The organism is Pseudarthrobacter leeuwenhoeki (assembly GCF_055412885.1).
In genome coordinates this window covers 1-13,615 of record NZ_JBVAYY010000002.1, presented here as the reverse complement: position 1 = coordinate 13,615, position 13,615 = coordinate 1, and the positions used below count along the sequence as shown (strand labels likewise).

The window sequence follows — 13,615 nt, the reverse complement described above, 5'->3', positions numbered from 1 at the left end:
GAGTAATCGGTCGGGAGCGATGTGAAGGATCACCAGAGGCCAGCGCCCGCGTCCCGCGCAGAGGGTGCTGCTGAACGGACCAAGGGCAGCCCGCTCTGGAAAACCGTCAGCGCCGAGCTTCTGCAGGAAGTCCTCGCAGGGGAGTTTGCGGCCGGTTTCCCCGGTGAACTGGAGCTGGCACAGCGCTATGGCGTCAGCCGGGGCACGATCCGGGCCGCCCTCAAACCCCTGCGCGATGCCGGGCACATCACCGCGCACCCCGGAAAAAAACCCACGGTGGTCGCCGGAAGAAGTACGGCGTACGGGCCGATCTACAGCGTGCTGGCGTCCATCCGGGAATCCGGGATGAAACACAGCAGTGTGGTCCTGGAGCAGCACCGGGTGGTTAACCCGGAGGTGGCGGCAAAGCTTTCCCTACATCCCGACGCGGAGCTCTTCCACCTCTCCAGGGTCCGTCTCGCCGACGGTGAGCCGATCGGCCTCGACCAGGTCTGGCTCCCCGCAGCGACCGCCGGGAAGCTGCTGGAGGCAGACTTCCGGGACGCGTCCCTTTACGGGGAGCTCGACCGGCGCTGCGGCGTCGTGCTTGACGGCGGCACGGAGCAGCTCACCGCCGTGCTCGCCACCCCCGCACACGCGGCCCTGCTCGGGTGTCCGGAGGGCTCCCCGCTGTTGCTGATCGAGCGGACCGGCTGCCACCGGGCGCGTGACCTTGAATTCCGGCGCAGCTATGTCCTGGGCGACCGCGTGGCATTTGCGACCGCGTTCGGCTGCAAGGCCACTCCGCCCCGTCGGGACTAAGGGGCTGCCTGCTTGTGGTTGTCGGCGTCCGATCCCGCCGTGACCGCCTGAGCGCGGGGCACCGGGCAGCGATCCTCAGAGGTTGCCCTCTTCGCGAATGCCCACAGCAGCAGGGCGATGGAGAGTCCCGCCAGCAGGGGTTGGATCGGCTCGAAGTACTGCATGGCGCCGGACGTGCCGAGGGCCAGCAATACGAGCTTGTTGCAGACCGGGCAGCCCACGGCGAAGAAGGAGACGATGGTGCCGGCAGCCCCGAAGCGGCCTTTGGTGTCGGACTCGCCGACGCCGGGCTCGCCGGCGGCCGCGGGTTCACGGGAAACGTAGGTGGCCAGCAGCAACCCGGTAAGGACAGCTGTGACGCCGAGGACCGGGAAGGACCACCAGGTCGGCGGGACCTCGCGGCTGAAAAAGGGTGTGTCGATCAGGTCTGTCGGCACGGCCACCACCAGGTAGGTGAGTGCGGCGGCGGCAGCCGCGGCCAGCCAGCGCCGCGCCGGCCACTGCGCCAAGGCAGGTATCAAGGTCTCGTATTTACTGCGGATCATCGGGCATCCCTGTCTTTGGCCGGCCGGGGCCAACGGCACTGGCGGCCCGGCTGGTCGCGGTCTCCGGCGCGCTCTCTTGGTCGAGCGCTCCGGGGGTGTTTCGGGGGGCCATGGGTGGCTCGTTGCGCCGGCTCTTGAAATACAATGCCACGCCGATCGCGAGAACGAGGGTCGCTGCCCCGGCGACAACGAGGTCGGGGATGCCGGCGGCAGCCTCGGTGGCAGCCGATTCAGCCCGGAACTGGTCCTGAACGGTCAGCACGCCGCCGAGTCCCGCCGTTCCGTCGCTGGCCAGCAGGAGCACGCCGATGCCGACGGAAATGAGGCCGGAAACGATCATCAGCCAGGAGTTCGACCACGTCCCGATGGTGAACGGACGCGGCCGCAACCAGCGGCGGCCTGAGATGCCCAGCCGGTCCCACACGAGGGCCAGGACAAAGAGCGGCAAGGCCATTCCGAGTGCGAAGACTGCCAGCAGCGCGCCACCGTAGAAGGCGTTGCTGCCCACTGCCGCCACGGTCAGGATGGAGCCCAGGATGGGCCCGGTGCAGACCCCGGCGACGCCGTAGACGGTTCCCAGCGCGAAGACGGACAGCCGGGAGGACCCGGTGCCGGCAGTCGGCGTCAGTGCGGAGGGCAGCCGGATTGCTGCGATCTGGGCGGCGCCCAGGAGGATCACCAGGGCCGCTGAAACGCTGATCAGGACTGGCCGGTGCTGCGTGACGAGGGAGCCGAGTACCCCGGCAAAGATGCCCAGCGGCACCAGCGTGCTCAGCAGGCCCAGGTAGAACAGCCCCGTCCGTGCCACCAGCCGGCTCTTGGTGGAGAAGGCGTAGGCAAAGAAGGCCGGCAGCAGGAGGGCTGAACAAGGGCTCAGCAGCGTAAGGACGCCGCCCAGGAACGCGCCAGCGTAGCCGATGTCCATCAGTTGCCCCCGGCCGTTTTCAGTGCAGCTTCGATGGCCTTCTCAAAGGTGGCCAGCGGCTGCGCACCAACGAGCGGAGTGTCGTTGACCAGGAAGGTGGGGGTGCCGGTGGCGCCCAGGGCGGCGGCCTCCTGGGCATCCTTCGACACGGCGGCCTTGAGTTCTGGGGAGTCAAGATCCGCTTCGAACTTCTTCAAGTCAGGGACTCCGGCGTCACCGGCAAGCTGGATCAGCCGCTCCCGGGGCAGTTCGGCGTGGCCGCGTGCCGGCGCGATGGCGTAGACAGCCTTGTTGTATTCCCAGAACCGTCCCTGCTCGCCCGCCGCGCGTCCGGCGACGGCGGCGGCGGATGATTCCGCCCCGAACACCGGCAGGTCACGCCACTCCACTCTCAGGTCGCCACTGTCGACGTATTTCGCCACCAGCGGGGGAAGGGTGTCTTGGGAGAAGAGCGCGCAGAAGGGGCAGCGGTAGTCCGCGTACTCCACCAGGACCACCGGAGCATCCGGGCTTCCGATCGCGGTTGGATCGTCTGCGATCCGGCGGGACATGTCCAGCTTTTCGCCGGCGGCGCTCTTGGGGTCCTGGGACCCCTGTTGTTGTTCGGTGGCGTCTTTTTGGGCCGCTGCACCCTGGTAGGACAGCAGCCCCACGAAGAGCAGCAGCACGGCGATGCCCAGTGCCGGCAGGACGAAGGATGCGGTGCGGCGGCGGCGGGGCTTGGCTGCTGCAGGTTCGGGCTTGGTCAAGGTGGGCATTAGGGCTCCTCAAGCGTGCCGCAGGGGGCAGTGAAATGTTTAGACATTTAGTAGTGTGCGACGCTACGTGACGCACGCGCCGTTGTAAAATGCCGGAAATCCCGCTGCCGGACCCGGCCGGGAGGCCTGGCCGCGTGCCGCCGGCCCGCCTTCACAGGAATGTTTGTACATTTCCGTACGGTGGCCGCTAGCATGCAGGAAACGGCCTGGCCCGGCCCTGAAGCGGGCGGACCCGTCCGGGCCGAAGGAGATTGTGTGACTGAACTTGCAGCCGAAAACCGTGCCGAGGGCGCCGCTGAATACGGCGGGTCCCGCCCGGCGGAGCGTCAAGGCCAGGGCCGGCGGGGTCTCGTGGCCCATTCGGCCGGTCCTTTGCCGGACGGGGCCCTGGCCGGGGTGCTAAGAAGCAGCCAGAACGTCGTTGCGGCGCTCGGACCAGCGGTGCCCGTCGAGGCTGTCATTCAGGGTCCCGCCGTGGCCCTCCTGGCGGAGGGTTCGGGATGCGGTGAAGCCGTCGCCCGCGCCGTCGCCGGCGGCGGCGTCCGGGTGCTGGCGTGCGGGAACAGCCTGCGTTCGGCGGGAGTCCCGGCGGAGGGCCTGCTGCCCGGCGGCTGCCGGATCAGTTCCGGGGCCGCGGTTTGGTCGGGAACAGCGGGCGACAGTCGGTGCAGACGTCGACGTCGGCATCCGGCGATCCGCTGCGGCCCAGCGTGACCTTGCGCTCCAGTTCCAGGCGGCCGTGCAGGGCCCATGCCATCACGGCCAGGGACAGGATGCCGACGGCGGTCTGGACTGCCGGGAGTGCCTCCCTTGCTGAGCTCGCCCACACCGCACCGAAGAGGCCCAGGACGGGCCACCGCAGATCGCACAGCGTGGCCGCCGCGCCGATCGGAGCGTTCACGTAGCTGCCCGCCAGGAAGCCGGCCAGGACCGACCCTGCACCGACCAGGGCGTAGCCCGTCCAGCCGGTGCCGGTGCCGGCAATCATCCCGTTGGCGGCCATCAGGAAGACGGCGGTGAGGCCGGCCGCGACGACTGTTGCGGCCACGCGTGACCGGGGCCAGCTGCGGAGCACCTGCGGGAGCTGCCGGACGCGGTTCAGCCTGGCGGGTGCCTGTTCCGTGCCCGGGGGGAGGTGCTCTTCGGGCTTGCTGTTGACTGTCATGGCTGGTCCTGTTCCTGTTCCTGGTCCTGTTCCTGCTTCGTGGCGGGGCGTCGTGGCTGCAGTGCGGTCCAGATGATCACGGTGACCACCAGGGTGATGGAGAGGAAGCCGAGCCCGGAATACCCGACGGCGGCCAGCACCGGGCCGGCCAGCGCACCGCCGGTCGCCCCGGCTGCGTTCATGCTGAGGTCCGAAACGCCCTGGATCGCCGGCCGGTCCTGCACGTGGGCCGACTCTGCCACCAGGGCTGAGCCGGCAACCACCGAGGCGGACCAGCCCAGCCCCAGCAGGATCAGGCTCGCGGTCACGGCGGTGCCGGAATCCGGCGCGACGCCGGCCAGCACCAGCGAAACCAGCAGCATGCCCTGGCCCAGCAGGATGGTGGGCAGCCGCCCGGCCTTGTCCGCCATCCAGCCGAAAACGGGGGACAGGGCGTACATGCCGGCGATGTGCAGGCTGATTGTCAGGCCGACCACCGTGAGGCTCGCCCCATGGTCGCGCAGGTGCACCGGTGTCATGGACATGAGCGCCACCATTGTGGCGTGGCTGAGGGCGACGGTTGCCACGGCATACCGCGCCCTGGGGTTGCTTCGCAGAATCCGCAGGCCGCTCTTGGGCTGCGGTGCTGCCAAATCGGGCACGCGGGAGGCCATGGCGGTGAGGAGGGGGTCTGGCCGCAGGCCGGTCGCATAGACGACGGCGGCCGCGAGCTGGGCGGCCACGGAAAAGGCGAACGCGCCGGTCAGCGGGGGCAGGCCAAGGGCGGCGCCGACGCTCTCGCCGGGACCAAAGAGGTTCGGTCCCAGGACGGCTCCGATCGTGGTGGACCACACCACGATCGAGAGGTCCCGGCCCCGGGACCCGGGGCGGGAAAGGTCGGTGGCGGCGAAACGCGCCTGCAGATTCACGGCGGAGCCCGCACCGAGGAGCATGAGGCCCAGCAGCAGCACCGGAAAAACGCCCAGCGCGGCTGAGGTGATCGCCGTGACGGCGCCGGCGCCGGCAATCAGGGCGCCGGTGGAGAGCGAGATCCGCCGGCCGCGGGCCTGGGCAAGCCGGGCCAGGGGGACGGCGGCGAGGGCGGCGCCGAGGGTGCTCATCGTGGCGGCCATGCCGGACCACGCGTTGGACCCGGAGAGCTGGGCCGCCAGCAGGGAGCCGAGGGAAAGCGTCGCTCCCATGCCGATGCCGCCGAGGATCTGGCCGCCCACGAGGACGGAGACGACACGGCGCTGGAGGCGCTGGTTTTCCAGTCCAGGCGGGGCCGCGGAGGTGATTTTTCCTGGACTGTTGGCCTGGTCCGGCGTCGGGCCTTCCGGCAGTTTCTGCGTGTCCATGCTGATCCTTCGGGCTCCAGGGTAGTTCCCCTGCGGCCGGGGACTCCTTCAATATACCCTATGGGGTATTATTGTTGTATCAGGTGCGGCACCCGCGGCACCCCGAAATTGGAGTTCATATGTGCGCTGCAGTTCGTTGTAACCGTTGTGGAAAAATCACCTGGGCCGGCTGCGGCGAGCACGTCGACTCGGTCATGGCCGATGTGCCCCAGGACCAGCGCTGCACCTGCGACAACTGAACCAGGAAACCTCTCAACGGTAAGGCGCACGCGCCGCCGTCGTCCGGATAAACACCAACGCGGGGTCACTTCGCGCCCGTCCAAGGCCTCAGGACGGGCGCTAAGTGACCCCGCGTTGGGGTGGGGGCTAGAGTTCACACAGGGTGTCCACCCCAGGACGAAAGCCTAAGCAACGCCGCGAATTCGCGGCGGAGAAGTAACCGGGAGTCAACAGTGCGGCACGGATCCAAGCCCACCATCCGCGACGTCGCGGGGGCCGCAGGAGTGTCCCTGACCACGGTCTCCTACGTGCTCTCCGGCCGCCCCGGCGGAAACACGCGGATCAGCCAGCCCACCCAGGACCGCGTCCATGCCGCGGCCCACGAACTCGGGTACGTGCCCAACCGGGCCGCCCGCGGGATGCGGCGCGGACGCACCGACGTCGTGGCCGTGGCCATCACCGACCTCGACGATCCCTGGGATCGCGCCCTGGCCGCCGCAGCGGCCAGGATCCTGCCCCGGCACGGCTACCAGCCTGTCATCCTGGTGGGCGACAGTTGGCGGCAGTTTATGCTCTCCGGCGGAGCCGACGGCGTCATCCTCGGCTCGGTGCCGCCGGACCGCGCCGCCGTCGACGTCGAGACCATGGCGGAACTCGTCGAGCGCGGCGTCGCCCTGCTGGTGTTCTCGGACGCCGTGCAGCCGGACGGCGTCGATATCCTGGCGCAGGGGACTGCCGGGACTGCGGGGACTGCCGGGACGGCAGAAGCCGAAGCGCTCGTCGAGCAGGCGGTCGCCTCGTTGATCGGCCGGCTGCGCGCCTGAGCCGAGTCGAGCCCGTCAGATGGCGAATCGGCCCAGCATGGCAATGAAGTCGTCCGCCTGCGCGAGGTTGCGGGCTATTTTGGCGCGCTGGTGCTCCGCCTGTTCCAGGATTTCCGCGAGCCGGACGGCGGACCCCCGCGCGCCCGGTCCGTCCGTGAGCAGGCCCAGGATCTCGGCCATTTCCTCCAGTGAGAACCCCAGCGGCTTCATCTGCTTGATGACCATCAGCCGTTCGAAATCATCCTGCGAGTACACCCTGAAGCCGCCGTCCGTCCGCGCTGTCGCGGGCAGGAGTCCGACGTCGTCATAGTGCCGGATGGTGCGCAGGGACAGTCCGGTCCGCTCTGCAAGTTCGCCGATGTGCATGGTGCCGGCGCTGCCGGTTTTGGCCGTCATCAGGGCCTCCGTCCTGTTCAGATTCAAACCCTACCATCACGTTAGGGTAGGGTTTGGATCGTGGGTTTGAGACCTTTAGGACGAGTTTCCCCTCTGACCGGCGCAGCGCTGCGCCCCCTCATTCATTTGCAGAACGAAGCCGCTGACACGCGTCTTCTTGACCATGAACGGAGCCAGAAATGGCCGTCACAAAAGCCGAACACCTCCCGGTGTTCACCCCTGAACAGCTTCAATCCGTCCGGGGAACCCTGAAGTCACCGCGCCGGCTCAAAACCGAAGTCCTCGCCGGACTTGTCGTCGCCCTGGCGCTTATACCGGAGGCGATCGCCTTCTCGATCATCGCCGGAGTCGATCCGCGCCTGGGACTGTTCGCGTCCTTCACGATGGCCGTGACGATCGCCTTTGTCGGCGGCCGGCCGGCGATGATTTCCGCTGCCACCGGCGCGATTGCCCTGGTCATCGCCCCGCTGGTGAAGTCCCACGGCGTGGACTATTTCATCGCCGCCGTCATCCTCGCCGGCATCTTCCAGATCATCCTGGGCCTCTCCGGGGTTGCCAAGCTCATGCGGTTCATCCCGCGCTCGGTGATGGTGGGCTTCGTCAACGCCCTGGCCATCCTGATCTTCCTGTCCCAGGTTCCTGAGCTGCTGGGTGTCCCCTGGCTGGTCTACCCGCTCACCGCGCTGGGGCTCGTGATCGTCTTCGGCCTGCCGAAGCTCACCAAGGCCGTCCCGGCCCCGCTCGTCGCGATCGTGGTCCTGACCCTGATCACTGTTTTCGCCGCCGTCGCGGTTCCGACCGTGGGCGACAAAGGTGAACTCCCCGACTCCCTGCCGACACTGTTCATTCCCAACGTGCCGTTCAGCCTCGAGACCCTGCAGATCATCTTCCCCTTCGCCCTCGCCATGGCCTTCGTGGGACTGCTCGAATCCCTCATGACCGCCAAGCTCGTCGACGATGTCACGGACACCCGCTCCCACAAGACCCGCGAGGCCTGGGGCCAGGGCGTGGCGAACATCGTGACAGGCTTCTTCGGCGGCATGGGCGGCTGCGCGATGATCGGCCAGACCATGATCAACGTCAAAGCCTCCGGCGCCCGCACCCGCATCTCAACTTTCCTCGCCGGCATCTTCCTGCTCATCCTGGTGGTGGTCCTGGGTGACATCGTCTCCCTGATCCCCATGGCCGCCCTGGTCGCCGTCATGATCTTCGTGTCGGTCGCGACCTTCGACTGGCACAGCATCCACCCCCGCACCCTCAAGGTGATGCCCAAGAGCGAGACCATCGTCATGGTTGCCACCGTGATCGTCACCGTCGCCACCCACAACCTCGCGATCGGCGTCGGCGTCGGCGTGCTCGTGGCCATGGTGATGTTCGCCCGCCGGGTCGCCCACTTCGTCACGGTCGAACGGTCGGTCAAGACCATTGGCGGCCACGAAACAGCCACCTACGCGGTGGACGGCGAGCTGTTCTTCGCCTCCTCGAACGACCTCTACACCCAGTTCGAATATGCGCTGGACCCCGAGCACGTGGTCATCGACATGCACGCCTCCCACCTCTGGGATGCCTCGACGATCGCCGCCCTGGACGCCATCACCGCGAAGTACCACCACCACGGCAAGGACGTGTTGATCATCGGGCTCAACGACGCCAGTATCCTGATGCGCCAACGTCTCGGCGGAAAGCTCGGCGCCGGCCACTAGGCTGCGCTCCAGCCCAGTTACTTCGGCCCGAACCCCGTAAACCACGGTGTTCCGCCCGTATTTTCAGTGATTTCCGGCTGCGGCCGGGGAGTAACCGGGCAGGAACGCAGGCGGTGCGCGTTGCCGGTGGAAGGTCTACGCTCAGGAACATGACGCAGACCTGGGATCCGGCCCAGGGCGGAGTCCTGGAACTGCCGTCCGGCCGGCTCATCCGCGGCCGCGGCCGCGGGCTGCTCAGGCCGCTTCCTGCCGGGCCGCGACCCGAGTTTGGCCTGTACCTGCTGGGACCGCGTCCCGCCCGCGGAGGCCGTAGCCTTCGTGCGGGCGCGCTTCCGCCGGGGCGCCGTTGAGACCCCGTGGCAGCGGAGGTATGTCGCCCGGTTCCCGGGCCCCGGCGCATAGGACGCAGCCGCGTCCCGGCGACATTAGGCCACACGATTGGGTCTTATTGTTCGCCTTGGAGGGGCCTACCGCGTCACAAGGGGCCGCCCAGCCAGGGTGGCCGGACCGCGGAGGAATATCCAGTGACGACGCACGTAGCCGGCTGCAGCGCGAGAAATTGCTCCTTCAACGACCACTCGAACTGCAACGCCGCGGCCATCACCGTCGGCGGCGCCGAAGACCATGCCTCCTGCGGCACTTTCATCGATATCGGTGTGCACGGAGGGCTGCCCAAGGTGCTCGCAGATGTAGGTGCCTGCCAGCGTTCGAATGCGCCCACAACGATCACCTGATGTGCAAGACGACCGAGGTGCACGTGGGTCCGGGCGTCGACAACGCCGGCTGCCTCACCTACGCCCACAGATAAGCCACAGGCGCCGTCCACCAGCCAAAGAAACACCGCCGCACGGGAAGGAAGGCTGCAGAACCCCCTGGCACGGTTCGCCTGACCGGCCCTCGACGCCGGACTTTCCCCACGTTTGGAGTCGGCACCCGGTGTGTCGCACCGAAACACCGGTGAGTCCCGGCGTCGGCTGTTCAAAGGCGGGGAGAAGGCAGGCAGGCAGGGGAATTGCGCCGCGGAAATGACCGGGCGGCGCGGGAGCTGGAACGCTGTGACGATGCCTCGGTAGGCTCAACTTCATGCCGTGGACTTGTCCGGTGTCGCCGGGCGGGCACCCAGGCTCGCCCACGTTGGCACCGCCAGCGGGGATCAGCGGTGGTTCAACAACGAGATCAGCGAAGCGGGAAACGTTGCCGGCTTCCAGCTCACCCACCTGAACCTGTTCACCATGCCCAACGTCGACAACGTCGAGGAATACCTGCTCGGCCAGGACGTTGTCTGGGTCAACGGCGGTTCCGTCGTCAACCTCCTCGCCGTCTGGCGCGCCCATGGGCTGGACACGATCTTCCGGCGCGTCTGGGAATCCGGGGTGGTGCTGGCCGGCGTTTCGGCCGGATCCATCTGCTGGTTCAACGGTGGGACGACCGATTCTTTCGGTCCTGAGCTGCGCGCCGTGAGCAACGGCCTGGGACTGCTCCCGTATGAAAACGGGGTCCACTACGACTCCGAAGCCGCACGCCGGCCCCTCGTGCACCGTCTGGTGGCGGACGGAACACTGGGTGAAACCCACTGCACCGACGACGGCGTGGGCCCGCTCTACCGAGGGACCGCACTGGTCGAGGCGGTCACGGAATCTCCCGGCAAAGCCGCCTACCGGGTGCGGCTGGCCTCGCCTGACGGCTCCACAGCAGAAGTACTCGAGGAACGGCTCGAGCCGACCGAGCTTTAGGAGCCCAGGTGGCTTACTCTGCGGTGTTCCGGGCCCCGGAAACGTGGCGATCCGACCGGACGCAGGCCGCAACAGCAGCGACGATACCGGCAATGCACAGCGAGGTCACCACAAGTTGGGACCCGGGGAACCGGTCTGTGGCGACTTCCCGGGCCACGGTCAACGGAAACCAGATGATGAGCCAGCCGGCGATGACTGCAAACGGTTGGGGGCAGGGATTGCGGCGTGCGGATGAGGAACGCTCCAGGTCCTACGGCAGCGGTGGTCAGGCCTCCGGCGATCATGGCTGAAAGGTCCAGCTTCGCCAGTCCGGTAGCGGCGGAGTCGATCGCATAGACCCTCGCTGTTTCCAGAATGCCGATCGGCAACGAAAACAGTCCGGCCGCCGCCAGGGTCAAGGACGGCGTGGTCATCGTCTTCGACGGCGGGGTGGTGCTCATGGGCTGAGAACCTAGCACCAGCCGTCCGGAATCTGCGACGGCTGGATTTCCGGGCCGGCATTCCCCCAACCTCTACCCCTGCGTCAGGCGGTAGCGCTCGATCTGCTTGAGCCGCCGCTGGAGGCTGTCGCGCCGCGGGTGCGGGACGGCGTCGGCCGGTTCGGCGGTGAGATCGATGTGTTTGGTGCCGTACTGCCAGAGCAGCAGGTCATCGAGGAGCCGGTCCGGTCCGGGGGAGTAGCGGTGGTCCAGGGCCTGGCGGACTTCGGTGATCCGGTTGGCGCTGAGCAGCCCGGCCAGCTGCATGGTCTGGTTGAGGCCGTGGGCGGCCATCAGCTCGGCGGCCCAGCCCCAGTCGTCATCGACCTTCCGGTCCACGTGCGGCAGCAGCGTGCGCCAGACGTCGCGGATCCGGTTCGGAGTGAGCTGCGCGGCGCCTTCGCCGTCCATGTCCCAGTAACTGCGGACCTCTTCGTAGCGTTCATGCAGGTCAGCGAACGCCCCCTCCACGGTTTCCAGCATCGCGGCGGTGGCGGTGAACTGGCGGTCGAAGTGCGGGGTCCAGGCCCGCGGATCCTCGGCCTTGAAGCGGATGTCGTGCTCGATCTCGCTCCAGGCGTGCGCGAACACGGTGCGGATCTGGCATTCGAAGAAGTAACTGCCGTTCGGCTGGATCTCCGGGTTGAAAGCCTGCTGGTACTCCTTGACGGCCTCGTTCTGGATGGTCCGCAGGATCAGGTGGCGGCTGGAATAGCCGTAGGTCCCTGATTCGATGGAGCCGATGTCCTTCTCGCGGTCACCGCGGCAGTCGAAGAGCTGGCGCTGGCGCTTGATCAGGTTGGCCACCACCGCGTTTTCCGTCGGCAGCTTCGTGATCACCCGGATGCCCACCATGTCATTCAGGGTCCGGAACGGATCCGGGAACTTCAGCACCGGCGGACCGCCCGGTTCCAGCGGCTCCTCAATGCGGGAGATCTTCTCGCGGAAGGATTCGACCGTCTTGGTGCGGCCGGTGACGAACAGCGGTGTCACTTCGGTGCCCTTGAGCATGCTCCGCAGCGTCAGGAGGACCTCGCGGGTGACCAGCTTCAGGGCAGGGCGCACCCCCTCGTAGAGTTCCACGTTTTCCTGCACGGACTCGCGCAGTTTCGGGTCCAGTCGATCCCAGTTGCTCGCCATGCATCCAGCTTACGGCCGGGGTACGACGGCGGACGGGCTGAGGCCCCCCGCGGCCCCTGCTGACCGGGCCGCCAACCCGGGCTGGTGCCGCCTTACACCGTGCCGGGCAGCGCTCAGGTAGGCTCGGCACATGGCTGATGTGCGGCGTCGGGCTTTGACCGCGGCCGCAGCGACGGTGACTCTGGGGGCAGTCTCCGCCGCCTGTTCACCGGGCCCCAAGGAGGACACAGTGAAGCGGCATAGGTACAGCTACGGCGATGATCCCAGCCAGTGGGGGGAGCTCTTCCTGCCGGATTCTGCCGCCACCAGGGGCGTGGTGGTGGTCATCCACGGTGGCTACTGGCGCTCGCAGTACGGCGCGGAACTCGGCGAACCCCTGGCCAAGGATCTTGCGGCGCACGGCATGGCCGCCTGGAACCTGGAGTACCGCCGTGCCGGCAACGGCGGCGGCTGGCCCCATACGTTCTCCGATGTGCTCGCCGGAATCGACAAGCTCGGCGACATTGCTGGTGACCACGGCCTCGGGCTGGACCGGGTCGTGGCGCTGGGTCACTCCGCCGGCGGGCACCTTGCGGTCTGGGCTGCCGGCCGGTGCCGCCTCGCCCAGCTCGGCGCCCCGGACGCGGACCGCCAGTTGGTGCGCAGGGACGCCGACGGCGCGGTGCGCCTGACCGGCGTCGTCAGCCAGTCCGGGGTACTCAACCTTGCGGAAGCCGAACGCCTGAACCTGAGCAACGGCGCGGTCAGCAACCTGCTGGGGGGCTCCTCCGAAAAATACCCGAAACGGCATAAGTATGCGGACCCGATGAGCGCGGTGCCGTTGAAGGTCCCCGTCTATGCCGTCCACGGCACAGACGACGGCGACGTCCCGGCGAGCCTGGCCGACTCCTACGCGGCGGCGGCCAAGTCCGCCGGTGCCCCGATCCAGCTCCTGAGGGTCCCCGGCGACCATTTCGCCATGATCGACCCGAAGGCCGCCGCCTACCGGAAGTGCCGCGAACTCGTGCAGCTTCTGCTCGCCTGAACCCCGTCCGCCGCGGCCACCAGCCGGTGGTAGCGTGGCGCTTATGCAAGTCGAAGTTGCCGGGGTTCTGCGCGCCTTTGCCGCGGGCCTCACCCGGTTCCTCNCTGCTGCTGCTCCCGGTGGCCAAGGCAGGCGGAGGCGAGGCCAGCCTGCTCGAAGCGCTGTTCACCGCCACCTCCGCCGTCTGTGTCACCGGCCTGATCACCGTGGACACACCCGTCTTCTGGAGCGGATTCGGCCAGGTCGTCATCCTGGTCCTCATCCAGATCGGCGGCTTCGGCGTGATGTCCTTCGGCACACTGCTCGGGGTCCTGACCGCCCGCCGGCTGGGCCTGAAATCCCGGATATCTGCCGCCGCCGAGACGAAAAGCAGCGGCTTTGGTGACGTCCGCCGCGTGCTGGTCGGAGTTCTGCTCATCAGCGTGGGCGTGGAAGCAGCGCTGGCGTTGATTCTTACCATCCGCTTCATGGCCGGATACGGCTACGCGCTGGGCGACGCGGTGTGGCACGGCGTGTTCCACTCCATCTCATCCTTTAACAACGCCGGCTTCGCCCTGTACTCGGAT

At 67.8% G+C, this 13,615-nt stretch carries 12 protein-coding genes and 2 pseudogenes; 7 read left to right on the top strand and 7 right to left on the bottom strand.

Annotated features, from left to right (window positions below):
• The first annotated feature begins 21 nt into the window (after positions 1-21).
• Entirely contained in the window at positions 22-801 is a 780-nt protein-coding gene (locus tag ACZYX4_RS01730) for a GntR family transcriptional regulator (protein ID WP_463873223.1), read from the top strand.
• Here the strand turns inward: ACZYX4_RS01730 and ACZYX4_RS01725 are convergent.
• From ACZYX4_RS01725 to ACZYX4_RS01705, 5 genes are all read right to left on the bottom strand, one after another.
• Positions 798-1,346 carry a hypothetical protein gene (locus ACZYX4_RS01725; RefSeq protein WP_463873222.1) on the bottom strand — a complete coding sequence of 183 codons (549 nt, stop codon included), beginning with the start codon at positions 1,344-1,346 and terminating at the stop codon, positions 798-800. The genes ACZYX4_RS01730 and ACZYX4_RS01725 overlap by 4 nt on opposite strands.
• Positions 1,333-2,271 (bottom strand): cytochrome c biogenesis CcdA family protein, encoded by a 939-nt coding sequence (locus ACZYX4_RS01720; protein ID WP_463873221.1) that lies wholly within the window; start codon positions 2,269-2,271, stop codon positions 1,333-1,335. The genes ACZYX4_RS01725 and ACZYX4_RS01720 overlap by 14 nt, the downstream gene beginning before the upstream one ends.
• Positions 2,271-3,029: a DsbA family protein gene (locus ACZYX4_RS01715; protein WP_463873219.1), complete on the bottom strand. Its 759-nt coding sequence runs from the start codon at positions 3,027-3,029 to the stop codon at positions 2,271-2,273. The genes ACZYX4_RS01720 and ACZYX4_RS01715 overlap by 1 nt, the downstream gene beginning before the upstream one ends.
• 619 nt (positions 3,030-3,648) lie before the next feature.
• Entirely contained in the window at positions 3,649-4,194 is a 546-nt protein-coding gene (locus ACZYX4_RS01710; RefSeq protein ID WP_463873218.1) for a hypothetical protein, read from the bottom strand.
• Positions 4,191-5,531 (bottom strand): MFS transporter, encoded by a 1,341-nt coding sequence (locus tag ACZYX4_RS01705; protein ID WP_463873216.1) that lies wholly within the window; start codon positions 5,529-5,531, stop codon positions 4,191-4,193. The genes ACZYX4_RS01710 and ACZYX4_RS01705 overlap by 4 nt, the downstream gene beginning before the upstream one ends.
• Positions 5,532-5,983: 452 nt before the next feature.
• Between ACZYX4_RS01705 and ACZYX4_RS01700 the strand changes: the two genes are divergently transcribed.
• Complete coding sequence (locus ACZYX4_RS01700) at positions 5,984-6,574, top strand: LacI family DNA-binding transcriptional regulator (protein ID WP_463873214.1); 591 nt, start codon at positions 5,984-5,986, stop codon at positions 6,572-6,574.
• Positions 6,575-6,589: 15 nt separating this feature from the next.
• Here ACZYX4_RS01700 and ACZYX4_RS01695 read toward each other — a convergent pair whose 3' ends face one another.
• Positions 6,590-6,970 (bottom strand): helix-turn-helix domain-containing protein, encoded by a 381-nt coding sequence (locus ACZYX4_RS01695; RefSeq protein ID WP_463873213.1) that lies wholly within the window; start codon positions 6,968-6,970, stop codon positions 6,590-6,592.
• Between the two features lie 179 nt (positions 6,971-7,149).
• Here ACZYX4_RS01695 and ACZYX4_RS01690 point away from each other — a divergent pair, with 179 nt between their 5' ends.
• From ACZYX4_RS01690 to ACZYX4_RS01680, 3 genes and pseudogenes are all read left to right on the top strand, one after another.
• Entirely contained in the window at positions 7,150-8,673 is a 1,524-nt protein-coding gene (locus ACZYX4_RS01690) for a SulP family inorganic anion transporter (RefSeq protein WP_463873211.1), read from the top strand.
• A 524-nt stretch (positions 8,674-9,197) separates the two neighbouring features.
• Positions 9,198-9,481: pseudogene (locus tag ACZYX4_RS01685) on the top strand (DUF1540 domain-containing protein).
• Positions 9,482-9,755: 274 nt separating this feature from the next.
• Positions 9,756-10,406, top strand: a pseudogene (locus ACZYX4_RS01680) (Type 1 glutamine amidotransferase-like domain-containing protein); the annotation flags it as partial.
• A 512-nt stretch (positions 10,407-10,918) separates the two neighbouring features.
• Here ACZYX4_RS01680 and ACZYX4_RS01675 read toward each other — a convergent pair.
• On the bottom strand, positions 10,919-12,025 hold the full coding sequence (locus ACZYX4_RS01675; protein ID WP_463873209.1) for a GTP pyrophosphokinase: 1,107 nt from the start codon (positions 12,023-12,025) through the stop codon (positions 10,919-10,921).
• Between the two features lie 229 nt (positions 12,026-12,254).
• Here ACZYX4_RS01675 and ACZYX4_RS01670 point away from each other — a divergent pair, with 229 nt between their 5' ends.
• Complete coding sequence (locus ACZYX4_RS01670; RefSeq protein ID WP_463873208.1) at positions 12,255-13,049, top strand: alpha/beta hydrolase fold domain-containing protein; 795 nt, start codon at positions 12,255-12,257, stop codon at positions 13,047-13,049.
• Between the two features lie 119 nt (positions 13,050-13,168).
• A partial coding sequence (locus ACZYX4_RS01665) for a potassium transporter TrkG (RefSeq protein ID WP_463873207.1) occupies positions 13,169-13,615 on the top strand: 447 nt, incomplete at its 3' end.